We start from the raw sequence: 25,353 nt of genomic DNA on the forward strand, positions 1-25,353 counted from the left end.
TATATTTTTCATTTCAACTAAATTTTAGTTTATATTTTTGCTTAAATAAATTTGAAGTTTAAAAATGTAGATTAGTTATTTTCTTGACTTTTAGGATAATCAAAAAACACAACTTCCCCGCTGTGTTCTTTTATATCTTTAAATTCTTTTATATCAAATTGCATACATAAAATAGCAGAAGTTGGAAAGTTTTCTAAATCTATATGAGCTAGATACTCACAAAGTTCTTGCAATAAAGGATTGTGCATAATTAGCACTACCCTACTCTCTTTTGATTCTTTTATAAAATTTAACACATCCTTTAAATTACCATCATAAAAGCTTTTTTCTATCTTGATATCTTTTTCTTTTAAAGAAAAGCTTTTACAGAGTTTTTGTGCTGTTTTTATACAGCGCTTAGCAGGACTTGAGATAATGCTTTGGGCTTTAAATTCTAAATCCTTAATCCTATAAATCATAGTTTTTAAATCATCTTTTCCACTAGAACTAAGTTCTCGTTGTAAATCTTGATCGTAATTTTCTTTTTGAGCTTTAGCATGACGAATAAAATAGATATATTTCATCTTATAACCTTAAATTTACCCAAAGCATATCCACATATAAAGCCAAAAATATGTGCATACCAAGCTATATTAACACCCATAAAAATAGGCACAAAACTCATTAATAATATAGCCACGATAAGTCCTTTGGTGGCGGTTTTATCCAAATATGCATAATACCCCATTAAAACACATATAACACCACTTGCACCCACTACATTTACAAAACTACCATCAAAACTTAAATACACATAAAAAGCACTAAGCAAAGAGCAAAGAATTCCACCGATTAAATAAAGCAGGGCAAATTTAAAACTTTTTAAGTATTTTTCAAGCATAGAACCAAATTGAAAAAGCACTATCATATTTAAAATCAAATGAGGCCAATTTCCATGCATAAATATTGAGCTTAAAATTTGCCAGTAAAATCCTTGAAAAAAAAATAAATTTAAACCCAAAATAGTATCTAAATTTAAAGAACCAAAATAAAGATAATTTACAAAAATAAATACAATAACATTAAAAGCGATTAAAAATGAAGCTACCATTGCCCTACTTTGTATTTTTAATAATTATAACAAAAAGCTATTTAAATTCTAGCTTACACATAAAATTCACATTAATAAGATACAATATCGTCAAAAATATAATAAGGTTAAAAATGAAAAAACTAGCTTTAGCTTTTTTGATTAGTTTAAATACTCTTAATGCTGGTATAGTCATAGCACCTGATTCTTTGCCGGTAAATATCAAACAATTTATTAAAGATTACTTTAATGCAGAGATTGGTCTAGTAGAACAAGATGGATATTCTTACGAAATTTATTTAAGTGATGGAAGTGAAATTGAGTTTTCACTCAATGGAGAATTTAAAGAAGCTGAAAATTTCAGATCTTTAAATTATGCTATTTTGCCTTTAGCAATACAAAATACCATTAAAAATACCTATCCAAATGCAGCGATTATTGAAATAGAAAGAAAAATTTCATATTACAAAATAGAACTTAATAATCAAATGAAACTTTATATTGATGATAATGGGACTATTTTAAGACAAAAATTTGACGATTAAAATTGTTTAAGATTAAATAAGCAAGTTTTAAATTTTCTTCTAAAAAAGGCTTTAACCCTTGTCAAAACTTATAAAAATTTCAATTGCTCCGGTAGAATAAGGAGCTTTATCATAGGCTCCGTATTGATTTTCTCACCTTAAATATTGCTTTTACTTTGTTTGGACAAAATCAAAATTAGTACTACTCTTTGTCAAATTAGATAAACAAATATCAAATTTTTCCCAAAATATTTAGTATAAATGTATTTTCATTATAGGTATATAACTCACACATAAGCTAAAAATTTTTAAATATTTACTCCTCTTGCACTCTTACTATCAGGCTTTTTGGTAGTTTAAAATATTCAATCCATTCTTGTTCTTTTTGTCTCATTTGTCCTTGATCTACCTCATGATCATATCCTTGTAAATGAAGCATAGCATGTATAAAAAGTAATGCCATCTCTTCTTCATTACTGTGTTTGTACTCCATTGCTTTTTTACTTACTTCATCTAAATTTATCACAATACTGCCAAGTAAATTTTCACAATTTTGCATCAAAGGAAAAGATAACACATCTGTAGTTTTATCTATACCTCTTTGATTAAAATTAATCTCACGCATAACTCTTTCATCTACCAAAACAAGCTCTATATTTTGATCGCTCATTTTCTGTGCTATTTTTTCAAGAAAAGAAATATCCATTTCTTCTTCACAAAAAATCATTATTATCCTTTTGATTTTATAATTTCAAAATTATATCAAAATTAAGGAAAAGCATGAAAAAAGCTCTTTGTATTATAAGTGGTGGTATGGATAGTACTTTATGTGCATATTTAGCTAAAAAAGAAGGATATGAGATCATTGCTTTACATTTTGACTATAACCAACGCACCATGCTTAAAGAAAGGGAATGTTTTAATAAAATTTGTGAAAAACTTAACATAAAAACAAAATATATTTTAGATGTGTCATTTATAGCAAATATTGGAGGAAACTCACTAACAGATTTAAATTTAGAAATTCCCAAAGAAAAACTACATGAAAAAGAAGTCCCAAACACCTATGTTCCTTTTAGAAATGGTATTTTTTTATCTATCGCAGGTGCTATAGCTGAAAAGGAAAATTGTGAAAGTATTTTTATAGGAGTGGTACAAGAAGATAGCAGTGGTTATCCTGATTGTAGTGCGAAATTTATACAAAAAGCTAATGAATTTATCAATGAAGGTACAACAAAAACTTGCAAAGTACAAATAAAAACCCCATTAGTTCATCTAAGTAAAGGACAAATAGTTGAATTAGCCCTAAAAGAAAAGGTAGCCTTAGAATATACTTGGTCTTGCTATGAAAGAGGAGATAAAGCTTGTGGTAAATGTGATAGTTGTTTATTAAGACTAAAAGGCTTTAAAGAGGCTAATGTAAAAGATTTTATAGAATATGTTTAAAAATTTACTTTCATTTTATTTTAGTTTGTATAATTTGCTTTTTTAAACATTAAGGAGAAAACATGAAAAAAATATTATTTGGTTCATTTTTAGCTGCTTCGATTTTGGCAAGTAGTGCTTTGAGTAAAGAATTTAGCTTAGATAAAGCACACACAAATGTAGCTTTTAAAATCAAACATTTACAAATTAGCAATGTAAATGGAAATTTTAAAGATTATGATGCAGTAATTGATTTTGATAGTGCTAAATTTGAATTTAACAAACTTCAAGCAAATATAAAAGTTGCTTCTATAAACACAGAAAATAAAGCAAGAGATGCGCATTTACAACAAGATGATTTTTTTAAAGCAAAAACTCATCCAAACATTACTTTTACTATGAGTAAATATGAAAAAATCTCTAATGAAAAAGGTAAAATGTATGGCTCATTAAGCATTGCTGGAGTAAGCAAAGATGTTGTTTTAGATACTGAAATTGGCGGTGTTATTAAAACAGATAGTGGCAAAGAAAAAGCAGGTTTTACTCTACAAGGACAAATTAAAAGAAGTGATTTCAAATTTGCTCCTGATACTTCTAGCTTAACACTTAGCGATGAAGTACAAATTAGCATCGAAGCAGAAATCAACGAAAAATAATACTATAAAAGCATTTTACTTTTTGTAAAATGCTTTGATTTTTATTTAGCTACCCAACCTTCTTTTTTCCAAATTTTTTGAGCTTCTTTACTTTGTGTAAATTTGATGAATTCAGCTACTTTTGGATTTTTTAAACCTTTTTGCGTTGGAACTATTTCAGCTGCTCTGTAAATGATTGAATTTTTATCCGCTAAAATAAATTTATTTTCTTTCTCTCCAACTGCTTTAATCCAATGTGTCCAAATGATTAAAGCATCGATATTTTGATTATTTTTCCACTCATCAACCGCTGCTTTTGAATTTTTAGCATATACTTTAATGTTTTTTCTTAATTTTTCTAGGTTTTCAATTTTTCCTGTTTTTAAAGCCATATCCTCATATAAGCCAACCTGCCCTGCTCCATCAACCACCATAACATTAACACCATCTTTTAAAAGATCTTCAAATTTTTTAATTTTTTTTGGATTATTTGCTCTTACAATCATACCCGAGCCTCTAGCATTTAAAACTTGAACATCTTCTATTTTGATTTGTTTTGGCATTGCTTTAACAAAACCATCCATCATAGAAGTATTACCTGAATAAATAATATCAGCATCTGTTTTTGCTTTTTTTATCCATTTAGGTGTTGGTCCTGCATTAATAATAACTTTTTCTCCATGTTTTTCTTCAAATTGCTTAGCAAGCTCTTTCAAAACAGGAGCAGGACCACCTGGACCATAAACTAAAATTTCAGCATTTAATGCAGCTGCAGCAAATAAACTTAAAAATAAAAATTTTTTCATATTTTTTCCTTAAATTAATAAAATAAAATCGTAAATATATCTTTTTAAAGTTGATATTTTTTTAATCAAATAAACTAATTTTTTTCTCTTGTGCTAAAAAATATTCCAAAAACTCTTCTTCGCTTTCTTTGATTAGGCAATATTTAAAATCAAAAAAATTCTTTAATTCACTCAAATTTATATAAGAAAAATCACAAAATAATGAATTTTTTAATGCTATTTTGAAATCTTTAACGCCTTGGAGTTTTTGGCATATAAATTCAAAATCTTTTTCATTTTCCACAAGTAAAATTACTCTAGAACTTCCACCAAAAGCACAAATTTCATTTTTTGAGTTTAAAAAATATGCCTTAAAAAGATCTAACTTTTTTTCATTAAAATTAAAAGATAGATTTTGCTTTTCAGCAAAATCAATAAATCTAGCAAAAATATCTGCATAAAAAAATGCAAATTTTAAATCTTTAAAATACAAATTTTTACAAAGCAAACTCGTTTGAAATAAAGATTTAGAGCCTAAAATTTCGTATTTACATGCTTTTAAAGTATGAAAATTTGATTTAAGTTTTAAAATAAATTTTTCATCATCAGAGCAAAAGAAAGTTTTTTCTTTTGAATTTTTCAAAAGATCAAAATCTAATAAAATATTTGAGTTTAAGACTTTAAAATTAAATGCCTTTGCAAATTTTAATTCTACATGATTGCAATATATAAATTCATAAGATTTTTCTTCACTTAAAAATCTAAAAAGTCTAAAAATAGTTGCTTCTAAATCATCAACTTGAAGATAAAACACATCTTTATCTTCAAGTTTTAATCTTTCCTCACTTACTATAACATAAGCACCAAGTTTTATAGCAAAGCTTGCTTGTTCATTATTTTTAGCAAAAAAAACACTTGCTTGTTTGACTTTGTTTAAATCTATACTAAAATCATAAACACTAGAAGTTGCTCCATAATTTAAAACTCGAGCATTAATAAGTTCGATAAAGTTAGAAATATTCATCTAGCCTATTAAAGCTCCATTTTCGATAAAGCCTTGCGGGCTTATCAAAACTAATTTTCCATCTTTTTGAGCACTTAAAATCATACCTTGGCTTTCATGACCAAAAATTTTAGCTTTTTTTAGATTTGTAATTACGCAAACTTGCTTGCCTATTAACTCACTAGCTTTATAAAATTTAGCAATACCTGAAAGCACTTGTCTTAGTTCGCCATTTTCAAGTTCAAGTTGAAATTTTAAAAGCTTTTCACTGCCTTCTATATTCTGACAATCTTTTACTAATGCTACTTTGATTTCGATTTTTTTAAAATCATCTATTTTAATTTGAGCTAAATTTGGCTTCTCTTCTAATTTTTCTTCTTTTTTGTTTTCTTGGGTTAATTCAACTTTTGGAAACAAAGCTTCACATGCACTTGATTTTAAATCACATAATTGATTATTTAAAATTAGTTTTTGATAATTTTCGTTTGATATTTCAAAATTTAAAGCCTTTGCAATTTTTAATGCTATCTTTGGCATAGCAGCTGAAAGTAAAATAGTTGCTTTTGTTAAAATATTAGCACATAAAGCCACTAAAGCATTAGCTTTTTGCGTTTGATTATTTTTAATCAATTTCCAAGGCTCATATTTACTAATACTTAAATTTGCTAAAGATAAAGCCTTGAAAAGTTCCTCTAAATAGCGATTTGGCTGGATATTTTCCAAAGCATTAATTGCATTATCTAAATACTCTTTGCATTCATTTAATTCTTGATTAAAATACAAATTCACATCTTTACACTCAATAATATTTTGAGAATACTTAGCACTCATACCGATAATTCTATTTAATAAATTTCCAAGCTCATTGCTCAATTCTGCATTGATTCTAGTGATTAATGCTTTTTGCGAAAAATCTCCATCATTACCAAAAGGAACTTCTCTGAGTAAAAAATATCTAAAAGCCTCTAAACCAAAAGTATCTGCTACTTCTTTAGGTGCTACAACATTGCCTTTAGATTTGCTCATTTTTTCACCATCTTTAGTCCACCAACCATGTGCTGCTATAAATTTAGGTAAAGGAAGTTCTAAACTCATCAAAAACGCAGGCCAATACACTGCATGAAAACGCAAAATATCTTTGCCTACAAAGTGTATATGAGCAGGCCAAAGATCCATATTTTCATCATCAAGTCCATAGCCCAAAGCACTCACATAATTCATCAAAGCATCAAGCCAAACATACACCACATGTTTTTCATCATTTAGTTCTTTTGGAAGCTTTATACCCCATTCAAAACTCGTTCTTGTAATGGAAAGATCTTTTAAGCCACCTTCTACAAAATAAATCAACTCATTAGCCTTATTTTTAGGTAAAATCGGCTCTTTTTCTTTGTACCATTTAAGAATTTGATCTTGATATTTAGAAAGCTTGAAAAAATAACTTTCTTCTTTTAAAAGCTGTGTTTTCTTACCACAATCTGGACAATGACACTCATTTATAAGTTGAGTTTGAGTAAAATAACTCTCACAAGAAACACAATAAAAGCCTTCATAAGTTCCTTTGTAAATATCACCTTTATCATACATTTTTTTAAATGCTTTTTGAACGCTTAATTTGTGATTTTCATCCGTAGTTCTAATGAAATAATCATAAGAAATTTCAAACTCATCCCAAAGTTTTTTAAACTTAGCACTAATTTCATCTGCATATTCTTTAGGGGTAAAATTTCTAACGCTAGCAGCTTGCTCTATTTTTTGACCATGTTCATCTGTGCCTGTTAAAAAGAATGTTTTTTCTCCCTGTAAGCGATAAAATCTAGCCAAAGTATCTGCTATAATCGTAGTGTAAGCATGACCAATATGAGCCACATCATTTACATAATATATCGGGGTAGTAATATAACGCATTTTCAACCTTTATTAAAAATCAAATCCACCTTCTTTACCTTTAGACATACTCTTATAAACTGCTTCTATATACTCTTTTCTTAAAGAGCACTCAAAAATCATAGAGCAAGATAAACAAGATTTTAATTTTTTTTCGTTTTGACAAGCTTGAAGTTCATTTTTTTTAACTTCTAAAGCCAACTCAAATTCATCTTTAACTTCAGCCATTAAAAACCTTTATAAGCTTGTTTTAGTTTTTCAATTTCATATTTAGAACCCAAAAAGCATGGCGTACTTGCATGAATTTTTTCAAATTCTAAATCAAGTAAAGAATCATTTTCTCCATTGGTAGAAAATCCTCCTGCTTTTTCAAAAATAAAAGCAAAAGGAAACACCTCAAAATATGCTCTTAATTTTCCATTTGGTGCATCGCTTGTTGCAGGATATGAAAACAACCCTCCACCTTTGAGTAAAATTTGGTGCAAATCACTCACCATAGCACCAGAATATCTCAAGCGATAACCCTCATCAAATAAAGCTTTTATAAAAGCTCTATGAGTATTTGACCAATTTTTTTGTGTCCCACCGCTTGCATTTAATTTGCCTTTTTCATTTAATTTTAAATCCTTAACAAAAACAAATTCATCTTTTTCATTTAATCTATAAAGCTTAGGAGTGTCTATACACACTATAAGCTCTAAACGCACGCCATAAATAGCATAAATTGCTGCTTTTAGATTTTTTGCACTAGCCTTTTGCTCATAAATAGCAAAAATAGAACCTATAGCAAAATTCACATCTACTAAAGAAGAACCATCTAAAGGATCATAAGCAACAACATATTTTTCATTTTCATTGATTAGCAATTGCTCTTGTTTTTCCTCGCTAATTAAGCTTTTTAAACCTTTGCTTTGCTTTAAAATTTTAGTGATAATCTCATCGCTTTTCACATCAAGTTTTAATTGATTATCTCCTGTGGCATTTTGAGAAGTGGTATAATCAAAATCTTTTAAATATCTAAGTTCTTTTGAAATTTCAATCACTGCTTTTTGTATATCGTCAATTAATTCTTGCATATTTTACCTCTATACTTTTTTTGAATTTTTTAATATAAAATCACAAATACTTTCCAAATCATCCAAATAAAGCCAAGTTAAATTTTTATTTTCAATTTTCTCATAGCTTGCAATAGCCTTAGAATAAGCAAAATAGCTCTCATCTACTTCTTTACAAAAAACGCTAATTCTTGGCATATCTAAGGTTTTTAAGCCCTCTATAAATAAAAAATCAAATTCTCCTAGTTTAGAAATAGCTTCATCTAAAGTACTTGGAGAATGTGTAAATAAAGTTGTCCTTGTAGGACTTAAAACCATTACATCAGCACCACTTTGAAAAAATTTAAAACTATCTTTTTTTGCTATATCAAAGCTTGCTTTATCCTTTGGATCATGTTTTATAATGCATACTTTATAATTTTGTTCCATAAAATACTTAGCAACTTGAGTAATCAAAGTCGTTTTACCCGAATTGGAAGGCCCGCTAAAAGCCATTGCTAATCTTTTCATAACTTCCTTAAATCAAATAAAATAAATGAAATTATATCTTTTTAAAAGTTAAAAGCTTATAATTATAAAAAAATTAGGAACAAAAATATGAAAAAAGTTTATATGATTATTTTTTTAACACTTATTTTTACCGCATGCTCTAATAAAACCCAAGAGCAAAGTGAAATTAATTTAAAAAGTCAAACTCTAATGTATGCACAAAAAATTAATTTTAATTATAAAGATAATAGAGTAGTTGCTTTATTGAGCTATTTAAACCCTGTATTAGATGAAAAAAGTCAAAAAGAAGTTTTTGTACTTAGTTTTTTGCCAAATATCAACATCAAACAAGAGCAAATTTCAATACTCATAGATGGAGAAAAAACTAACATAAAAACCTTAGATCAAAATGATGAATTATTTAAATATATCATTAAGAGTGATTATGCAAGTTATTATAAAATCACTCTTAATGAATTAGTGCAAAAACCTATTTTAAAACTTGATTTGTGTTTTGAGAATCAGTGTTTTGAGCTAAAGTTTCAAAAAATTTCGAAATCGGTGTATTATCGTTCAGAAGATGCAAATAAACAACATAATTAGCTAAAACTTTCTTAGCATATACCCTGCTTTCTGCATAAGGAACAAGCTCCATTGATAAAAATGGCTCATATTTTCCCGCTCTAAACATATCTTCTCTTTTGAGCATTCTAGTGGTAAATCCTATACCTCCATTATAAGCATAAGCCACAAAAACTGGGGAATTAAGTTTAGATTCTAAATAATCTAAATGATGATTTGCAAAAGTATAAGCTGTTTTTGGTTCAAAAAGCATATCTTGATCAAAATTTGGAATTTGCAGTTCTTTATTGCCTATATGATTAGCTAAAAATGGGATAAATTGCATAATACCCAAAGCATAAGAAGTTGAAATGGCTGTTGGTATAAAACGACTTTCTTGTCTAGCTAAAGCTAAAATCATAGCTTTTCTTTGCGTAGAATAATCTTTTAAATATTCAAAATAAGGCATAATAAAATAATGTTTTTTAAAACCTTCGGCCCTTTCTTTAATATAGGCATAAATAGCGATATTTTCCTTGGTATAAAAATCTTTTGCAAGTTTTTCTAGCTCATTAGGAGTGCCTTTTGCAATTTCTTTTGCGAGCTTTTGCCAAGCAAAAGGATCTTTCATATCAAAATCATTTTTTTGTTTTTTTGGCTTTAATTCTTCTATTTTAGGTAATGGTAAGCCTTTTAACTCTCTTGCATAAAGACTATAAATATTTAAAGAATCACTTTGAGCAAGCTCATCAATGTACTTTTTATCTTGAGTGATCAAATATAGCCAAAAATTTGCATTATCTGCTAAAGGTTTGCTTTTAAAAGTATCTTTTGCTACTTGAAAAAATTCCAATGCTTTTTTATCGTCATTTTCTAAAATAGCATTTACACCTAGATAAAAAGCATTATCTTGAAAAGTTAAATTTGCATCTACATTGACTAGAGATTTTCTTATCAATGGACTTTTTTTCTTAATGATAATTTCTTTTACAAAATTTGTAAATTCTTTTTCTTTAGCTAATTCATTTACAAAATCTTTTTCTAAGAAAAAATCTTTTTTATCTTTTAAGAAATTATAGATTTTATAAAAATTAGCACTATCATAATTTAAAACCGCATAACTTAGAGGATCTTTAGCATCAAAAGCTTCTAAAAGTTTTGTTAAATTTGGATTATCCTGTGGGATATTTTTTTTCATCTCATTACGCACTGAAGCATTAAGATCTTGTATAAAAGTTAAACTATTTAATCTTATAAGCTGACAAGTAGCATTAGCATCTAAGATATTTTGCGTATTAAATTTATAACAAGCTTCATATTCTTTATTATACCCCAAAGGCGGAATAATGGCTTCAATGGCATTTTTAATACGCCCTGCATAACGATAAATATGTTCTTTTAAACCTTCAACTTCTTCTTTTTTAAATTCATTTTTTTCTAATAAACGATATAAATAATAATCCTTAGCTAAAGAATTTGGTCTTTGCTCTAATTCTTTATAAGAATACATTGCACTATTTGCAAAAACCACTCCAGCTAAAAGTAACACTACACTTTTTTTCAACACTTATAAACTTCCTAAAATTAAATTTGATAAAAATATTTGGATAAATTTTAATCCTAAAATAATAATCAAAGGTGCTAAATCAATACTCCCTATAGTAGTAGGAATAAACCTTCTTACAAAAGCATAAGCAGGATTAGTTAAACGATATAAAATTTGCACTATAGGATTATATGGATCAGGCCTTACCCAAGAAATCAATGCTGCAATGATTATAATCCATATATAAATTTCAATAACTAAAGAAAAAATTTGCACCAAAGATACAATCAAACTTGTTCCAACTCCCATTTTACTCCTTTATAATTTCTTTAACAAAAGGCTTAATTAAAGTATAAATTTCACTCATTTCAGGTCCATGAGTAACCCCTGTTAATACTAAACGCAAAGGCATAAAGAAATTTTTACCTTTTAAATTTGTTTTTTCCATCAAAATCTTTTTAAACTCATCATATTCTTGAGGTAGATCTAAATCTTTTAAAACTTCTTTAATCAACTTACATTCTTTTTCAAATTCATTATAATTTTTAACTGCAAAAATTGCTTGTATTTTTTCTCTTATCTCATTTAGCGTGCTAGCTTCTTGAGTATAAAATTTTGCAAGCTCAGCTACATCTTTGCCTAAATTTAATAAAGAATTTAATTTATCATTATCAAGCATTTTTATATGCTCACGGTTAATTTGCATTAAACGCTTAGTATCAAATCTTGCAGGAGATTTTGAAACTTTTTTCAAATCAAACCATTCTATGGCCTCTTCTAAAGTAAAAATCTCTTTTGGAGTTTTATTACCTAGAAGGATTAAATAATTTGCAATAGCACTTGCTAAATATCCATTATCAAGCATCCATTTTACACTAGAATGAGCCTCTCTTTTGCTCATTTTAACACCTTCTTCATTTAAAATGATAGGCAAATGTGCATAAGTCATGCTTTTATCATAACCCAAACTTGCTCTAATATGTTCTTGCTTAGGAGTATTTGAAACATGATCTTCGCCCCTTATAATACAAGTAACACCTTCTAGCATATCATCAACCGCACAAGCAAAATTATAAGTTGGGGTTTTATCAGCCCTCATAATCACAAAACTATCAATATCTTCGGGATTAAAACCAATCTCGCCTTTAATATAATCTATAAATTTCATTTGCGATTGAGGTTTTTTAAGACGGATTACGAAAGGTTTTTCACAATTTAATACATCAATATCTGCAAGTTTTTCACAAGTACCATCGTATCTATATGCTTGATTTTTACTTTTAGCTAGTTCTTTTTTATGAGCTAATTCATCCTCAGTACAAAAACAAGCAAATGCTTTTTTTTCACTTACTAGCTTTAAAGCCATTTGACGATGAAATTTCAAATTCTCACTTTGTACATAATAATGCTGCCAAGTTATACCAAATTCTTTTAAAATAGCTTTTATTTCTTCTTCTTTTCCAGCTATATTTCTAGCATTATCCGTATCTTCAATACGCAAAATAAAATCAGAATTTTCTTGTCTTGCTTTAATATAATTAAATAAAGCTGCTCTTAAATTTCCAATATGCATATCTCCAGTAGGCGATGGTGCAAACCTATACATTATTTATCCTTTTAAAAAACTTTTTTATCATTATACAATTAAATACTTGCTATTTCTTTTAAGTTCACACAAAATTCACTCAATAGCAATATGATTTCATAAATAATTCAACATAAAGGATAAAAAATGAAATTAAAAATAGCTTTAGCAACATTAGTTACTGCAGGTTTTGTTTTTGCACAAGATATGATTGTAGGAGTTAATGCTTTACCAGCAAATTCTAAAAATTTCATACAAAAACATTTTACAGGTTCAAATATTGCTTTAGTTAAACAAGATATTGATAGCTTTGATGTTTATTTAGACAATGGAACTGAGCTTGAGTTTTTTATCAATGGAGATTGGAAAGAAATCGATGCAAAATACAGACCAATTGATACTTCTTTTTTAAGTCCAAATGTTTTAGCAACGATTAAAAAAATGCACCCAAATGCAAGTATAATTAAAGTTGAAAAAGAAATTCAAGGTTATAAATTCAAACTTAATAATATGATGGAAATTTATACTGATGTAAATGGAAATTTCTTGGGACAAAAATTTGATGATTAGAATTTAAGCTAAGCTTTTTTGCTTAGCTTTTATAAGAATTTAGAGCAAGCTCTTGTATATTATAATTAGCAATTCTCTTGTAAGTAAAGCCTTTTTTCTCTAAAAAATCAAGTAAAATTTTCTCCATTTTTTCTAAAGCATTTAAGACTTCTTTTGAAAGTTCAAAACTCAATGGCTCTATACGCTTTGGTACGCAAGCTAAAATTTGAGTTTTAGGTAAATCTCCCATAAGTTCCATGTATTGTAAAGTTTGAAGCATTTCAACCTCATGCGCACTACCACTCCAATTAACTTTTTTTGGCATTGCATCATAAGGAAAGAAAAAAATATCTCCAATCTTAGCATCATCTGCTGCAATACAATCAATCACAATCATTTCATCATATTCGGCTATAATATAGCTAAGTTGTAAAGCCAAAGTTCCACCATCTACAAAACTCACCGAGTCTTTTTCATGATAAAACTTATAATTTTTTTCTAAAAGTTTGCAAAGATGAACGCCTAAGCCCTCATCTGCAAACATAATATTACCAATACCTAAAACTAGAAGTTTCAACGATTTTCTCTTACAAATTTATAACCGCTAAAGATAGCATCTAAAGCACCATCTTTACCTTTAACTGAGTTAAATACAGCCATATAAATATGCACTGGAACAAAAATCAACACAACCCACATTAAAATTCTATGGTAGGTTCTAACATCAGCTAATCCACCTAACATTACCTCAATAGGTCTTAAAATATTATATAAAAATCCACCCAAGCCTTCATGATATACATGCATATAAAGGATTAATCCTGTCAAAATAAGCCCAAACATAACAAGATAAAAGAAAAGGTAAGTTACAAATTGCAAAGGATTATATACACCTTGTAAATGCGGGTGCTTTCCTAGGAAAATGTAAAATTTAATTTGCTCTATCCATAATTTTACATTAAAAATATCTTTTATACTCTTTCTCTCACCATCACTTTTTGAATCAAAAAAGAACAAATATGTTTTAAAAATCACACAAGCTATTAAGATAAAACCAAAAATTTGGTGCACCATGCGGTATTTTGCCTGCATAAATAAAGTCGGTTCAGATGAAATAGAAGGAGCTTGAAATACATAAGAAATATAATACCCAGTCCCCACTAAAATCACGATTGCAACCGCTCTTAACCAATGTGTAAAACGAAGACCGATACTAAATTCGTATTCAGCCTTTCTGTTTGATTTTAAGGAATGTTTAGAATCCATACTAAAGTCCTTTCCTTATAAATTTACATTAACTTTATACTCGCTAAGATTATTACCTTTAGTATCCATTACATGTACTGCACATGCTATACAAGGATCATAAGAGTGAATAGCTCTTATTACTTCTAAAGGCTGTTTAACATCAGCTAGTTTCATACCAATAAGACATTGTTCATAGCTACCACCTACTCCATTTGCATCTTTTGGACTTGCATTCCAAGTAGAAGGAACTACTGCTTGCCAATTTTCAATTACACCATTTTTAATCCTACACCAATGGCTCAATGCACCACGAGGTGCACTTCCCATAAATCTACCTTTGTATTCTTTGTTTTTATCAATTACATAAGTAGCACAAGTACTTTCATCTGTTTTTAAATTTTCAACCAAAGAATTAAATGCTTTTAAACCATGATCAGCAATAATTTTAGCTTCAATTGCTCTAGCGCCTGTTCTTCCTAAAGTGCTCATAAGTGCTTGAACTGGTAAATTTGTAGCTTTTAAGAAAGAATCAACCGCTTCTACTACAATTTTATTACCCTTAGCATAATTTACTAAAATATTTGCTAATGGTCCAACTTGCATAGGTAAATTTTCATATCTTGGAGCTTTAATCCAGCTATATTTGCCTTTAATATCAAATACCTTACTATGAACTATATTGCCTTTATCATCGATGCTTTCACCATCAATTAAGCCTGTATAGTTTGGATTAGTTTTACCATCATAAGGATGTAAAGCTTCATTGTCTGCATACCATGATCTTGTAGCTTCTTCGGTGATTTTAGCTTCATCTACTTCTTCAACCTTACTCAAATCACCATTTCTAATAATACCACCTTCAAACAACCACTCATCACTTGAAATTTGGAATTCTCTCTCAGTATAAAAGTTATTTACCCCTACATCATTTAATACACTTGCTTCTTTAGAGTAAGCTTTAGCTGCCATGATTAAATCCGGATAATAAGCACGATTAATAAAATCAGCTACTTCTTGGAATTTAGTCATATATTCAGCCATTCTTGATGGGTTTAAAAGATCCATAACACAAGTTACACCGCCTACAGTTAAACTTTGTGGGTGAGGATTTTTAGCACCAAAAATCGCCATAGCTTGAGCTATTGTTCTTTGAATTCTTAAACATTCTAAATAATGTGAAAGCGCAATAAGGTTTTGCTCAGGAGTAAAGCGATAAGTCGCATGTCCATAATAAGCATTTGCAAATGGTCCAAGATTTCCTTTATCTACAAAGGTTTTTAGTCTTTGCTGAACTTCTAAAAGCTTATCTGCACCTGTTGCATAAGGCATATCAGTATATTTAAATGCTTCATCACTTGCTTTTTTTACATCAGCACTTAAAGCACTTACAACATCAACAAAATCAAGACCATGAAGTTGATAAAAATGTACAGGATGATCATGCATGTATAAAGCTGCATTCATTAAAGTTCTAGTTAAAACTGCATTTAGTGGCGGAGTAATACCTAAAGCATTTTCTACTGCGATAATCCCTGCTCTATAATGTGAAAAAGTACAAACACCACAAATTCTTTGAGTTAAAAAGCCTGCATCTCTTGGATCACGACCTTTTACAATAGTTTCAATCCCTCTCCATAAAGTCGATCCTGAATATGCTTCTTTAATGACATTATTTTCATCAACCACTACTTCAACTCTTAAATGTCCTTCTATTCTAGTAAGTGGATCTATAATAATTCTTTTTGACATTTTTAATCCTTATTTTTTTCTAATGAAGCAATTACAGCATGCGCAGCAACAGCTACGCCTGTTACACAAAGCACACCTATACCAATTTTATCTGAAATGCTATCAGCACCCAAGCCATAAACAGTATCAAATAATCTTCCTGCCATCACTTCCTCAAAAGGTCCCATAGTATCCCAAAAATCAGGTTCAGAACAGCCTATACAACCATGTCCTGCTTGGATTGGCCATGAAGTATGTTGATTAAATCTCTCTCTTGAGCAATTATTAAAAGTATAAGGGCCTTTACAACCTACTTTATAAAGACAATATCCTTTTTTTGCTCCCTCATCACCAAATTGTTGCACAAATTCACCCGCATCAAAGCGTCCTCTTCTTTCACAAAGATCATGAATTCTTAACCCATAAGCCCATTTTGGTCTATTGTAGGCATCAAGTGCTGGCAATGTTTGATACAATATGTAATGAATCACATTACCTATAATATTTTTTTCACTTGGAGGACAACCTGGTACATTAATAACTGTTTTATTTGTTACTTTACTTAAGCTTACAGCATTGCTTGGATTAGGTCTAGCAGCTTGGATACCACCAAAAGCTGAACAAGTACCTATAGCAAAAATAGCTAAAGCATCATTACAGGCTTGTTCTGCTAATTGTCTTCCTGTTTTTCCATGTGGTCCTATAGTTAAAAAGTTTTCTGTAGCACCTGTTGGTATACCACCTTCTACCATTAAGATATATCTACCTTTATATTTTTCCATAGCAGCTTCAAGATTATGTTCAGCTTGCCAACCTGCAGCACCCATTATAGTTTCATGATATTCTAAAGAAATATGATCAAAAATCAAACTATCAATGGTAGGAGCATCACTTCTTAATAAACTTTCAGAACATCCTGTACATTCAGCCATATGAAGCCAAATCACTGGAAGTCTATCACTAAGCTCAGCAGCTCTTGCAACTACTGGAGTAAAGCTAGCAGGTAATGCTAAAAATGCGGTCATAGCACTAGCCCATTTCATAAAATCTCTTCTTGAAAAACCTGATTGCTCTAAGGCTTTAGAGATAGAAATCTCATTTTTCAAAAGAGGAAGTTTTTCTAATGCGTCTAAACGGCGATTAAAAATATCTAAATCACTCATTTGTTGTTCCTTAAATTATAGAAATATCATTAAAGATTTTAAAATATTTATTGTTAAGAATAGATAAAAAATGATAATTTTTTAATCAAATATACGAAGTATTTACAATTTAGTATTATTAAGATAATTTTACTCTAAATAAGCAAGTATTACACTTGCTTATTGTTTAACAATGATAATCTCATCATCTTTAGAATCTATAATAATCTCATCATTTTCATTTAATTCATCCGATAATATCATATCACTTAATTTATCTTCTACCATATCATATAAAGCTCTTTTTAATGGTCTTGCACCAAAATCCACATCAAAACCAACCTTTGCTATTAACCTAGCAGCATTATCACTCAAGCTTGCTTTAATACCTCTATTTTCAAGACTTTTTTGCAAGGTATTAAAAAGCAATTTAACTATTTTTTCAGCTTCACTTTCTCCCAAAGGATTAAAAGTAATAATATCATCCAAACGATTTAAAAACTCAGGTCTAAAAAAGCTTCTAAGAGCTTCTTTGATAGCTTTTTCTCTTTCTTCGCTCTTTAACTCCATAATAAAATTTGCACCTATATTAGAAGTTAAGATAATGATAGTATTAGTAAAATCAATCGTTACGCCTTTACTATCTGTAGCCCTACCATCATCTAAAATTCCCAAAAGTATATTAAATACATCTTTATGGGCTTTTTCTACTTCATCAAATAAAATCACACTATAAGGCTTTCTTCTAACAGCTTCAGTTAATTCCCCACCTTCTTCATGCCCTATATATCCTGGAGGTGCACCTAAAAGTCTTGATACACTGTGTTTTTCCATAAATTCACTCATATCAAAACGCACCATAGCTTTTTCATCATCAAATAAAAATTTAGCCAAAGCCTTCGCACTTTCTGTTTTACCTACTCCAGTTGGCCCTAAAAATAAAAAGCTTCCTATAGGCTTAGTTGCTTGATTTAACCCTGCTTTGTTACGCTTAATAGCTTTAGCTAAAGCACTCAAAGCCTCATCTTGCCCTATGACGCTTTCTTGTAAATACTCTTGAATATGTAAATATTTTTGTTTTTCAGAAGTGAGCATTTTTTGCACACTAATGCCTGTCCATTTACTTAAAATACCAGCTACTAAATCCTCATCTACTTGATTTTTAAGCAAAACTCCTTCTTGGGTCATTTGTTTCCATTTTTCTTCTAAATTTAAAACCTCTTTTTCACACTCTAAAATTTTGCCATATTCTATTTCAGCAGCCTTTTGGAAATCTCCTTTATTTTTAGCCAAAATAGCTTCATTTTTTAAAGTATCGATTTCTTTTTTCTTTGCACTTATGCCATTAAATACTGCTTTTTCATTTTCAAATTTAGCATTAAGTTTGATTTGCTCTTCTTTTAAATTTGCTAATTCTTTTTTAATCTCCTCCAATCTTTTTTCATTAGCTTCATTTTCTTCCATTTTTAAAGCTTCATTTTCTACTTCCAAACTTTCAATTTGCTTTCTAACCTTTCTTAAAGAATTTGGCTCACTTTCTATTTGCATTTTTAATTCCGCTGCAGCCTCATCAATTAAATCAATCGCTTTATCAGGTAAAAATCTATTAGCTATATAACGCTTAGATAGCTTTGCAGCTGCCACTAAAGCACTATCATTGATAGTTACATTATGATGAATTTCTAATTTTTCTTTTATACCTCTAAGCATAGCCAAAGCTTCATTTACACTAGGTTCAGCTACATTTACAGGCTGAAATCTTCTTTGTAAAGCTGCATCTTTTTCAAAATATTTTCTATATTCTTTTAAGGTTGTAGCACCTATAGTATGAAGCTCACCTCTTGCTAAAGCAGGTTTTAAAATATTTGCTGCATCCATGCTCCCTTCATTTGCACCTGCACCTACAATGGTGTGAATTTCATCTATAAATAAAATTACATTCTTATGTTTTATTACTTCATTTACAACTGCTTTTAATCTATCTTCAAATTCACCTCTGTATTTTGCCCCTGCTATTAAAGCACTCATATCTAAAGCTATAACTTTTTTATTTTGCAACGAAGTAGGAACATCTTTTTTTACTATCCTTTGTGCTAAAGCTTCCACCACAGCAGTTTTTCCTACCCCTGGCTCACCTAATAAAATAGGATTATTTTTAGTTTTTCTGATTAAAATTTGCATTAATCTTTGAATTTCTTCTTCTCTACCTATAACAGGATCAAGCTCATTGTTTTTAGCTTTCATAGTCAAATCAATACCAAATTTAGATAAAGAATCAAGCGTTTCATCACTTGTTTTGGTTTCTATTTTAGCTCCTGCTCTAATGAATTCCAATTCTTTTTTAAACTCATTTAAATCTACAAATTTAGACAAAAGTTCCTTAATAACCCCGCTAGCACTTTCTGAAACAAGCCACATATCCACAGCTAAATAGTTATCTTTATTTTCTAAAGCCAAGCCTTTTGCTTTTTCTAAAGAATTAATAAATTCATTTGAAAATTTAATATTGTCTTTATTTACATTTGAGCTAGTAGGAAAAGATGAAATTTTACTTTTTACTTCTAACTCAAATGCCTCTTTAGAAACATTTAATTTATTAAAAACTTGATTAAGCAAACTGGAGCTATCAACACTTAAAGCCCATAATAAATGCAAAGGTTTTATTTCACTATTCTTAGAATGAATGGCCAAAGAAATTGCACTTTCTATATTTGAAAGCATAGAATCTGTTAAAAAATCTTGTATATTTGCCATTTTTACTCCTTTTTACTTTTATATGAAGTGTATTATATAACTTTAGTCTATTATTGTCAAGTTTATTTAGTTATATTTATAAATAATTTTTTATATATATACACTAATATCATAAAAATATTTACTTTATTTACGATTTTTTAAGCAAAAATAACTAAAATTAGATAATTATTTTATGAATTCATATTTATTTTGGAGTTTTTCCTTTGAAGACAAAAAGAAATCTTATTATCGCAGCTAGCATTTGTAGTTTAATAACCGCTTCTTTTATTTTTACTAACTTGCAAGCTAAAAATCCCGCTCCTAGCGAAGCAGAAAAAAAAATAGAAGCTTTATCTAAACTTACAAGAACTATGTCTATCATAGAACAATATTATGTTGATGATGTTAATTATACAGATTTGGTTGATAAATCCATAGCAGGTTTACTTACAAATTTAGATGCCCACTCTTCCTTCTTAGATGAAAAAGGTTATAAAGAGCTTAAAGAACAAACTAATGGGGAATTTGGTGGACTTGGCTTTACTATTACCCAAAAAGATGGAGCAATTAGTGTTGTAGCTCCTATAGAAGGAAGTCCAGCGGATAAAGCAGGTATTAAAACTGATGATATTATCTTAAGAATTAATAATGAATCGACTTTAGGTATGACTTTAAATGAAGCTGTTTCTAAAATGCGTGGAGAGCCTAAAACAAAGGTTACTCTAACTATTTATAGAAAAGGCGATGTAAAGCCATTTGATGTAAATTTAAAAAGAGATATCATAAAAGTAGATAGTGTTTATACAAAATTAATCGAAAATGAAAATTTACTTTATTTAAGAGTGACTAATTTTGATAAAAATGTTGTAGATGAAGCTAGTAAAGCGATCAAAAAACATTCTAATACAAAAGGAATTATACTAGATCTTAGAACCAATCCGGGCGGTATTTTAAATCAAGCAGTGGGTTTAGTAAATCTTTTTGTAGATAAAGGAGTAATCGTTTCACAAAAAGGTAAAATTGAAAGCGAGAATGTAGAATTTAAAGCAAATCCTAGTAAAAAAATCACCAATGCACCTTTAGTAGTGCTTGTAAATGGTGGCAGTGCAAGTGCGAGCGAGATTGTAAGTGGGGCTTTGCAGGATTTTAAACGCGCTATTATCATAGGAGAAAAAACCTTTGGAAAAGGTAGTGTGCAACTTATATTACCTATGGATGAAAAAGGTAAAGAAGGCTTGAGACTTACTATAGCAAAATATTATTTACCAAGTGGTAGAACTATACAAGCTGTTGGAGTTAATCCTGATATAGAAGTATTTCCAGGAAAAGTAAGTAAAGAAGAAAATCACGGCTTTGAAATCAAAGAAAGTGATCTTAAAAAACACTTACAAGCTGAACTAGATAAAATCGGACATCAAGAAAAGAAAAAAGACAACAAAGAAGATAAAAATATCATTACCAAAGAACAAATTAATAATGACATACAACTAAAAACCGCAATAGATGCAATTAAAATTTTAAACATTACAAAAGGAGAGTAAAATGGCTATGAAATTAGATCTTTTATATGAAGGAAAAGGTAAAAAAATGTTTAAAACTGATGATGAGAATTTACTCATCACAGAATTTAAAGATGATTTAACAGCTTTTAATGCAGAAAAAAAGGGTAATGAAGCAGGAAAAGGTGCATTAAATTGTAAAATTAGTACTGAAATTTTTCATCTCTTAGAAAAAGAAGGCATTAAAACCCATCTAGTAGAAACCATCAGCGAAAAAGAACAAATTGTTAAAAAATGTAATATTATACCCATTGAAGTTATTACTAGAAATGTAGCTACAGGATCTTTAACAAAAAGATTAGGCATTAAAGAAGGCACGATTTTACCTTTTGCTGTAGTTGAGTTTTGTTATAAAAATGATGATTTAGGTGATCCTATCATCAATGATGAGCATTGTTTGATTTTAAATCTAGTGAAAAGTGAAAAAGATTTAGAATTAATCAAAAATACCGCAAGACATATCAATTCTATTTTAGTAAAATTCTTTGAATCTAAAGGCTTAAGATTGATTGACTTTAAATTAGAATTTGGTATTGATAATGAAGGAAATATGATCTTAGCTGATGAAATTAGTCCTGATAGCTGTAGATTTTGGGATAGTAAAACTAATGAAAAATTAGACAAAGATCGCTTTAGACAAGACTTAGGTAATGTAAAAATGGCCTATGAAGAAGTCTTAAAAAGAATTTTAAGTTAGGAAAAATAATGAAAGTAACTATAAATATCACACTCAAAAATGGGGTTTTAGATCCTCAAGGCAAAGCCATAGAAAAGGCTTTGCATTCTTTGGATTTTAATAATATTGCAAATGTTAAAACCTCAAAACAAATTAGTTTTGATATAGCTTGTGATGATAAAGAAGAAGTTTTTAAACAAGTTGATTTAATGTGTAAAGAATTACTTGCAAATACTGTGATAGAAGATTATGAGATAATATTATGAAAGTAGCTATTATTCGTTTTCCTGGAACTAATTGTGAGTTTGATACAGCTTATGCCTTTGAAAAATTAGGGGTAAAAACTGAAATCATTTGGCATGAAAGACAAGATTTTAGTGCAGATTTAATCGTATTACCTGGAGGTTTTTCTTATGGAGATTATTTAAGATGTGCTGCTATTGCAAAACTTGCTCCTGCTATAAAAACACTTAAAGAGCATGTTCAAAAAGGTGGATATGTTCTAGGCATATGTAACGGCTTTCAAATTTTATTAGAACTTGGACTTTTAAAAGGAGCTATGAAACATAACAATAGTTTAAGTTTTATTTCTAAGATGCAAGCATTGCAAGTAGTATCAAATAATAATGCTTTTTTGAAAAATTTTCAAAAAAATGATATCATAGAATTACCTATTGCTCATGGAGAAGGAAATTATTTTAATAGCGAAGATGGTATTAAAATGCTAGAAGATAAAGATATGATCTTACTAAGATATATCAATAATCCAAATGGCTCTTTAAACGATATAGCAGGAATTTGTGATGAAAATAAAAAAGTCTTTGGATTAATGCCACATCCTGAAAGAATGTGCGATGATATTCTTGGATCAAAAGTAGGACTTAAAATGTTTGAAGGATTTTTAAATTGCTAAAAACCTTCAAATTTTTTTGTCTTTTTTTACTAACTTTTAACTTATATGCTCAAGAAAATAGTGTTTTTGAAGATTATAACACTTTAGAAAAAAATTATAATCAATTAGATGATCAAGCTAAGCAAATTTATCAAACTATCGCTCCAAGTGATGAGAGTAATTATGAAAGTAAAATCGATGATGAAAATTTCATCCCTCAAGGTTCTTTAGTATTAAACGCAAAAGAATACACCGATGAAGCCTATATAGATGAGGCTTTTACTATAGATCTTGAGGTTATTACCACAACTAATGTGAGTTTTGATTTAAATGTGAGTTTTGAAAAAAGTGATGATATGCTTTGGATCAATCCTAATCCTATTTGGGAACAAAAGGCTAATTCATATCATACAAAATTATGGTTTGAAGCTAAAAGTTTAAATGCTAGTTTAAACAAAATCATCGTTTCATTAAGCAGAAATGATCATATTTTTCAAAGCTCATCATTAATTATAAAGCCCATTAAACTTAAAAAAATCGATGCTCCTTCTAATAAATACTCACATATAGTTGCAAGCAATTTGGAAGTTAAACAAGTAAAAGCAAGTAGTTTTGATAATGATAGTATAATTTTATTTATAGAACTTGCAGGAGAAAACACAAATCTAGCAAGTTTTAACATAAAAGATATCCAAAAACAAGGTGTAGAGGCTATTAAAGGCGATTTTGAAAAACAAAGTGGATTTTATTATGCTATTTTAGATAAAAGTAAAACGCGTTTTGATTTTTCTTACTTTAATTTAAATTCTAAAGAATTAAAAGATTTTTCCTTAAAAATAGAACTTAAAGAAGATAGCATAAGTACACAAAGTGATTTAAATCCAAAAACTAATGATTTTAATTTTTACAAACAAGTTTTTTTATGGAGCTTGTGTGGTATTTTTGCTTTATGGTTTGTATTTAAAAAAAGCTATACGGCTTTAGGTTTGGCAATTTTGGCTCTAATAGCAAGTTTTTTAGCTCAAAATAACATATATAAAGCTATATTAAAAGCTGAAAGTAAAGTACAAATTTTACCAACTCTAAACTCAACTCATTTTTATTCTGGGAAATATAAACAAGAAGTAGAAGTGTTAGATTCAAGAGATGAATACAGAAAAATTTTATTTAATAATGGAAAAATAGGCTGGGTGAAAAGTGAAGATTTATCAAAGATTTAAAGCTTTAATATTTTGGGTAGAATTTATTTTATCTATTATATTTTTATGTATTGCCTTTTTATTATTGCAATCGCAAGAAAAAATTTGGAAAATCAGAAAAGTATGGTCAAAACTGCAAAAATATGTAATAAACTATAAAATTCAAACCCAAGGTTCTATACACCCTCAAGCTAATTTGCTTTTAATCAATCATCAAAGCTTGCTAGATATAGTTGTTTTGGAAGATTTATGCCCAAAAAATATATCTTGGATAGCTAAAAAAGAATTAGGTGAACTCCCTGTTTTTAAAACTTTGATTAAAAAGCCTAAAATTATTTGTATAGATAGAAGTCCAAAGGGTCTAGTAAAGCTTTTAAAAGAAGCCAAAGAAAGATTAAATGAGGATAGAATTTTAGCCATTTTTCCAGAAGGCACAAGATCTAAAACACAAAAACTTTTAAAATTTAAAGTCGGAGCTAAAATTTTAAGTGAAAAGCTTAAGTTAAAAGTCCAACCTGTGGTAATTGTTGATTCAGCTAAAATTTTAGATACCCAAAACTTTAGTGCAAATAGTGGTGTTTTAAAAGTGGTATTTCTAGATCTTGTTGATACAAGTAAAGATGATTGGCTTGAGCAAACTAGAGAAAAAATGCAAACAATCTTAGATAATGAAAGGTCACAAGCTTGATTGGTACGATTTTAGCTGTAGGTTTTGGAGGCTTTTTAGGGGCCATATCCAGAATGCTTACTAGCAACCTTTTTAATAAAATCATTCCTCATAACTTTCCTTATGGGACATTAATGGTCAATATAATAGGATCATTTTTAATAGGTTTATTTTTTTCTTATGCAAATTCTAAAGGTGTGCATATTTTTACTAAAAATTTAATTAGCACTGGTTTTTTGGGTGCCTTTACAACTTTTTCAACTTTTTCTTATGAAAATTTGTTATTTTTGCAAAATGGTGATTATTTTCACTTTTTTATAAATATTATTTTAAATGTTATCCTTTGTCTTTTGGCAGTATGGATTGGTTTTTTAATTTTTAAATAAAGGAGAT

29 protein-coding genes are annotated in these 25,353 nt (G+C 28.9%); 12 read left to right on the forward strand and 17 right to left on the reverse strand.

Annotated features, from left to right (window positions below; all coding sequences use genetic code 11):
* Window positions 1-71: 71 nt before the first annotated feature.
* Both L8X27_RS01490 and L8X27_RS01495 read right to left on the reverse strand, forming a co-directional pair.
* On the reverse strand, window positions 72-563 hold the full coding sequence (locus L8X27_RS01490; RefSeq protein ID WP_133318916.1) for a SixA phosphatase family protein: 492 nt from the start codon (window positions 561-563) through the stop codon (window positions 72-74).
* Window positions 560-1,090: a rhomboid family intramembrane serine protease gene (locus tag L8X27_RS01495; RefSeq protein ID WP_263671329.1), complete on the reverse strand. Its 531-nt coding sequence runs from the start codon at window positions 1,088-1,090 to the stop codon at window positions 560-562. Before L8X27_RS01495 ends, L8X27_RS01490 begins: the two co-directional genes overlap by 4 nt.
* A 113-nt stretch (window positions 1,091-1,203) precedes the next feature.
* Between L8X27_RS01495 and L8X27_RS01500 the strand changes: the two genes are divergently transcribed.
* Window positions 1,204-1,614 carry a PepSY-like domain-containing protein gene (locus L8X27_RS01500; RefSeq protein WP_133318918.1) on the forward strand — a complete coding sequence of 137 codons (411 nt, stop codon included), beginning with the start codon at window positions 1,204-1,206 and terminating at the stop codon, window positions 1,612-1,614.
* 295 nt (window positions 1,615-1,909) lie between these two features.
* Here L8X27_RS01500 and ybeY read toward each other — a convergent pair whose 3' ends face one another.
* On the reverse strand, window positions 1,910-2,320 hold the full coding sequence (gene ybeY, locus L8X27_RS01505) for an rRNA maturation RNase YbeY (protein WP_263680991.1): 411 nt from the start codon (window positions 2,318-2,320) through the stop codon (window positions 1,910-1,912).
* 53 nt (window positions 2,321-2,373) lie between these two features.
* Here ybeY and queC point away from each other — a divergent pair, with 53 nt between their 5' ends.
* Window positions 2,374-3,039, forward strand: coding sequence for a 7-cyano-7-deazaguanine synthase QueC (gene queC / locus L8X27_RS01510; protein WP_133318920.1), 666 nt, complete (start codon window positions 2,374-2,376; stop codon window positions 3,037-3,039).
* Between the two features lie 62 nt (window positions 3,040-3,101).
* Window positions 3,102-3,674 (forward strand): YceI family protein, encoded by a 573-nt coding sequence (locus tag L8X27_RS01515; RefSeq protein ID WP_133318921.1) that lies wholly within the window; start codon window positions 3,102-3,104, stop codon window positions 3,672-3,674.
* 41 nt (window positions 3,675-3,715) lie between these two features.
* On the opposite strand, the gene L8X27_RS01520 is transcribed toward L8X27_RS01515, so the two are convergent.
* The 6 genes from L8X27_RS01520 to mobB form a co-directional block, all read right to left on the reverse strand.
* A complete protein-coding gene (locus L8X27_RS01520; RefSeq protein ID WP_133318922.1) occupies window positions 3,716-4,459 on the reverse strand; it encodes a substrate-binding domain-containing protein in 744 nt (247 codons plus the stop codon).
* Window positions 4,460-4,520: 61 nt separating this feature from the next.
* Complete coding sequence (locus tag L8X27_RS01525) at window positions 4,521-5,462, reverse strand: hypothetical protein (RefSeq protein ID WP_263662033.1); 942 nt, start codon at window positions 5,460-5,462, stop codon at window positions 4,521-4,523.
* The gene (gene metG / locus L8X27_RS01530) at window positions 5,463-7,349 is read right to left on the reverse strand and encodes a methionine--tRNA ligase (protein ID WP_263680992.1); all 1,887 of its coding nucleotides are present in this window, start codon (window positions 7,347-7,349) and stop codon (window positions 5,463-5,465) included. It abuts the gene before it with no gap.
* Window positions 7,350-7,361: 12 nt separating this feature from the next.
* Complete coding sequence (locus L8X27_RS01535; protein WP_263671324.1) at window positions 7,362-7,556, reverse strand: hypothetical protein; 195 nt, start codon at window positions 7,554-7,556, stop codon at window positions 7,362-7,364.
* Window positions 7,556-8,404 (reverse strand): class 1 fructose-bisphosphatase, encoded by an 849-nt coding sequence (locus tag L8X27_RS01540; RefSeq protein WP_263671323.1) that lies wholly within the window; start codon window positions 8,402-8,404, stop codon window positions 7,556-7,558. The genes L8X27_RS01535 and L8X27_RS01540 overlap by 1 nt, the downstream gene beginning before the upstream one ends.
* A 9-nt stretch (window positions 8,405-8,413) precedes the next feature.
* Window positions 8,414-8,893 (reverse strand): molybdopterin-guanine dinucleotide biosynthesis protein B, encoded by a 480-nt coding sequence (gene mobB, locus L8X27_RS01545; protein ID WP_220566249.1) that lies wholly within the window; start codon window positions 8,891-8,893, stop codon window positions 8,414-8,416.
* An 87-nt stretch (window positions 8,894-8,980) separates the two neighbouring features.
* Here mobB and L8X27_RS01550 point away from each other — a divergent pair, with 87 nt between their 5' ends.
* Complete coding sequence (locus L8X27_RS01550; RefSeq protein ID WP_263661337.1) at window positions 8,981-9,475, forward strand: hypothetical protein; 495 nt, start codon at window positions 8,981-8,983, stop codon at window positions 9,473-9,475.
* Here the strand turns inward: L8X27_RS01550 and L8X27_RS01555 are convergent.
* From L8X27_RS01555 to gltX, 3 genes are read right to left on the reverse strand one after another with little or no spacing between them, the layout of a single operon-like run.
* Entirely contained in the window at window positions 9,363-11,000 is a 1,638-nt protein-coding gene (locus tag L8X27_RS01555) for a lytic transglycosylase domain-containing protein (protein ID WP_263671322.1), read from the reverse strand. The two genes, L8X27_RS01550 and L8X27_RS01555, sit on opposite strands and share 113 nt — an antisense overlap.
* Window positions 11,001-11,288, reverse strand: a complete 288-nt coding sequence (locus L8X27_RS01560; RefSeq protein ID WP_263671321.1) for a YggT family protein — start codon at window positions 11,286-11,288, stop codon at window positions 11,001-11,003.
* Between the two features lies 1 nt (window position 11,289).
* Window positions 11,290-12,585, reverse strand: a complete 1,296-nt coding sequence (gene gltX, locus L8X27_RS01565; protein WP_133318930.1) for a glutamate--tRNA ligase — start codon at window positions 12,583-12,585, stop codon at window positions 11,290-11,292.
* A 126-nt stretch (window positions 12,586-12,711) separates the two neighbouring features.
* Between gltX and L8X27_RS01570 the strand changes: the two genes are divergently transcribed.
* Complete coding sequence (locus L8X27_RS01570; protein WP_133318931.1) at window positions 12,712-13,134, forward strand: PepSY-like domain-containing protein; 423 nt, start codon at window positions 12,712-12,714, stop codon at window positions 13,132-13,134.
* 22 nt (window positions 13,135-13,156) lie between these two features.
* Here L8X27_RS01570 and L8X27_RS01575 read toward each other — a convergent pair whose 3' ends face one another.
* The 5 genes from L8X27_RS01575 to L8X27_RS01595 form a co-directional block, all read right to left on the reverse strand.
* Complete coding sequence (locus L8X27_RS01575; RefSeq protein ID WP_133318932.1) at window positions 13,157-13,690, reverse strand: HyaD/HybD family hydrogenase maturation endopeptidase; 534 nt, start codon at window positions 13,688-13,690, stop codon at window positions 13,157-13,159.
* Window positions 13,687-14,379, reverse strand: a complete 693-nt coding sequence (gene cybH / locus L8X27_RS01580) for a Ni/Fe-hydrogenase, b-type cytochrome subunit (RefSeq protein ID WP_133318933.1) — start codon at window positions 14,377-14,379, stop codon at window positions 13,687-13,689. The genes L8X27_RS01575 and cybH overlap by 4 nt, the downstream gene beginning before the upstream one ends.
* Window positions 14,380-14,394: 15 nt before the next feature.
* Window positions 14,395-16,110, reverse strand: a complete 1,716-nt coding sequence (locus L8X27_RS01585; RefSeq protein WP_263671319.1) for a nickel-dependent hydrogenase large subunit — start codon at window positions 16,108-16,110, stop codon at window positions 14,395-14,397.
* 2 nt (window positions 16,111-16,112) lie between these two features.
* The gene (locus tag L8X27_RS01590; RefSeq protein ID WP_133318935.1) at window positions 16,113-17,252 is read right to left on the reverse strand and encodes a hydrogenase small subunit; all 1,140 of its coding nucleotides are present in this window, start codon (window positions 17,250-17,252) and stop codon (window positions 16,113-16,115) included.
* A gap of 159 nt (window positions 17,253-17,411) precedes the next feature.
* The gene (locus tag L8X27_RS01595) at window positions 17,412-19,985 is read right to left on the reverse strand and encodes an ATP-dependent Clp protease ATP-binding subunit (protein WP_263659678.1); all 2,574 of its coding nucleotides are present in this window, start codon (window positions 19,983-19,985) and stop codon (window positions 17,412-17,414) included.
* Window positions 19,986-20,191: 206 nt separating this feature from the next.
* On the opposite strand from L8X27_RS01595, the gene L8X27_RS01600 reads away from it, so the two are divergent.
* Genes L8X27_RS01600 through crcB form a run of 7 tightly spaced genes read left to right on the forward strand, consistent with a single transcriptional unit; the run spans window position 20,192 to window position 25,346 of the window.
* A complete protein-coding gene (locus L8X27_RS01600) occupies window positions 20,192-21,508 on the forward strand; it encodes a S41 family peptidase (protein WP_318529406.1) in 1,317 nt (438 codons plus the stop codon).
* A gap of 7 nt (window positions 21,509-21,515) precedes the next feature.
* Entirely contained in the window at window positions 21,516-22,223 is a 708-nt protein-coding gene (purC, locus tag L8X27_RS01605) for a phosphoribosylaminoimidazolesuccinocarboxamide synthase (protein ID WP_133318981.1), read from the forward strand.
* A gap of 8 nt (window positions 22,224-22,231) precedes the next feature.
* Window positions 22,232-22,468 (forward strand): phosphoribosylformylglycinamidine synthase subunit PurS, encoded by a 237-nt coding sequence (purS, locus tag L8X27_RS01610; protein ID WP_220566240.1) that lies wholly within the window; start codon window positions 22,232-22,234, stop codon window positions 22,466-22,468.
* On the forward strand, window positions 22,465-23,115 hold the full coding sequence (purQ, locus tag L8X27_RS01615; protein ID WP_133318939.1) for a phosphoribosylformylglycinamidine synthase subunit PurQ: 651 nt from the start codon (window positions 22,465-22,467) through the stop codon (window positions 23,113-23,115). The genes purS and purQ overlap by 4 nt, the downstream gene beginning before the upstream one ends.
* Window positions 23,109-24,314, forward strand: coding sequence for a hypothetical protein (locus L8X27_RS01620; protein WP_263660310.1), 1,206 nt, complete (start codon window positions 23,109-23,111; stop codon window positions 24,312-24,314). The genes purQ and L8X27_RS01620 overlap by 7 nt, the downstream gene beginning before the upstream one ends.
* Entirely contained in the window at window positions 24,292-24,981 is a 690-nt protein-coding gene (locus tag L8X27_RS01625; protein WP_263671318.1) for a lysophospholipid acyltransferase family protein, read from the forward strand. The genes L8X27_RS01620 and L8X27_RS01625 overlap by 23 nt, the downstream gene beginning before the upstream one ends.
* Complete coding sequence (gene crcB / locus L8X27_RS01630) at window positions 24,978-25,346, forward strand: fluoride efflux transporter CrcB (RefSeq protein ID WP_263659675.1); 369 nt, start codon at window positions 24,978-24,980, stop codon at window positions 25,344-25,346. The genes L8X27_RS01625 and crcB overlap by 4 nt, the downstream gene beginning before the upstream one ends.
* The last annotated feature ends 7 nt before the right edge of the window (window positions 25,347-25,353 follow it).

The sequence above is a fragment of the Campylobacter sp. CNRCH_2015_1657 genome (assembly GCF_025772685.1).
GTDB classification, from domain to species: Bacteria; Campylobacterota; Campylobacteria; order Campylobacterales; family Campylobacteraceae; genus Campylobacter_D; species Campylobacter_D lari_D.

What these genes read in the sequence shown, in the direction of transcription:
- L8X27_RS01490 (WP_133318916.1), bottom strand. Translation starts at nt 563, where the DNA reads ATGAAATATATCTATTTTATTCGTCATGCTAAAGCTCAAAAAGAAAAT.
- L8X27_RS01495 (WP_263671329.1), bottom strand. Translation starts at nt 1,090, where the DNA reads ATGGTAGCTTCATTTTTAATCGCTTTTAATGTTATTGTATTTATTTTT.
- L8X27_RS01500 (WP_133318918.1), top strand. Translation starts at nt 1,204, where the DNA reads ATGAAAAAACTAGCTTTAGCTTTTTTGATTAGTTTAAATACTCTTAAT.
- ybeY (WP_263680991.1), bottom strand. Translation starts at nt 2,320, where the DNA reads ATGATTTTTTGTGAAGAAGAAATGGATATTTCTTTTCTTGAAAAAATA.
- queC (WP_133318920.1), top strand. Translation starts at nt 2,374, where the DNA reads ATGAAAAAAGCTCTTTGTATTATAAGTGGTGGTATGGATAGTACTTTA.
- L8X27_RS01515 (WP_133318921.1), top strand. Translation starts at nt 3,102, where the DNA reads ATGAAAAAAATATTATTTGGTTCATTTTTAGCTGCTTCGATTTTGGCA.
- L8X27_RS01520 (WP_133318922.1), bottom strand. Translation starts at nt 4,459, where the DNA reads ATGAAAAAATTTTTATTTTTAAGTTTATTTGCTGCAGCTGCATTAAAT.
- L8X27_RS01525 (WP_263662033.1), bottom strand. Translation starts at nt 5,462, where the DNA reads ATGAATATTTCTAACTTTATCGAACTTATTAATGCTCGAGTTTTAAAT.
- metG (WP_263680992.1), bottom strand. Translation starts at nt 7,349, where the DNA reads ATGCGTTATATTACTACCCCGATATATTATGTAAATGATGTGGCTCAT.
- L8X27_RS01535 (WP_263671324.1), bottom strand. Translation starts at nt 7,556, where the DNA reads ATGGCTGAAGTTAAAGATGAATTTGAGTTGGCTTTAGAAGTTAAAAAA.
- L8X27_RS01540 (WP_263671323.1), bottom strand. Translation starts at nt 8,404, where the DNA reads ATGCAAGAATTAATTGACGATATACAAAAAGCAGTGATTGAAATTTCA.
- mobB (WP_220566249.1), bottom strand. Translation starts at nt 8,893, where the DNA reads ATGAAAAGATTAGCAATGGCTTTTAGCGGGCCTTCCAATTCGGGTAAA.
- L8X27_RS01550 (WP_263661337.1), top strand. Translation starts at nt 8,981, where the DNA reads ATGAAAAAAGTTTATATGATTATTTTTTTAACACTTATTTTTACCGCA.
- L8X27_RS01560 (WP_263671321.1), bottom strand. Translation starts at nt 11,288, where the DNA reads ATGGGAGTTGGAACAAGTTTGATTGTATCTTTGGTGCAAATTTTTTCT.
- gltX (WP_133318930.1), bottom strand. Translation starts at nt 12,585, where the DNA reads ATGTATAGGTTTGCACCATCGCCTACTGGAGATATGCATATTGGAAAT.
- L8X27_RS01570 (WP_133318931.1), top strand. Translation starts at nt 12,712, where the DNA reads ATGAAATTAAAAATAGCTTTAGCAACATTAGTTACTGCAGGTTTTGTT.
- cybH (WP_133318933.1), bottom strand. Translation starts at nt 14,379, where the DNA reads ATGGATTCTAAACATTCCTTAAAATCAAACAGAAAGGCTGAATACGAA.
- L8X27_RS01585 (WP_263671319.1), bottom strand. Translation starts at nt 16,110, where the DNA reads ATGTCAAAAAGAATTATTATAGATCCACTTACTAGAATAGAAGGACAT.
- L8X27_RS01590 (WP_133318935.1), bottom strand. Translation starts at nt 17,252, where the DNA reads ATGAGTGATTTAGATATTTTTAATCGCCGTTTAGACGCATTAGAAAAA.
- L8X27_RS01595 (WP_263659678.1), bottom strand. Translation starts at nt 19,985, where the DNA reads ATGGCAAATATACAAGATTTTTTAACAGATTCTATGCTTTCAAATATA.
- purC (WP_133318981.1), top strand. Translation starts at nt 21,516, where the DNA reads ATGAAATTAGATCTTTTATATGAAGGAAAAGGTAAAAAAATGTTTAAA.
- purS (WP_220566240.1), top strand. Translation starts at nt 22,232, where the DNA reads ATGAAAGTAACTATAAATATCACACTCAAAAATGGGGTTTTAGATCCT.
- purQ (WP_133318939.1), top strand. Translation starts at nt 22,465, where the DNA reads ATGAAAGTAGCTATTATTCGTTTTCCTGGAACTAATTGTGAGTTTGAT.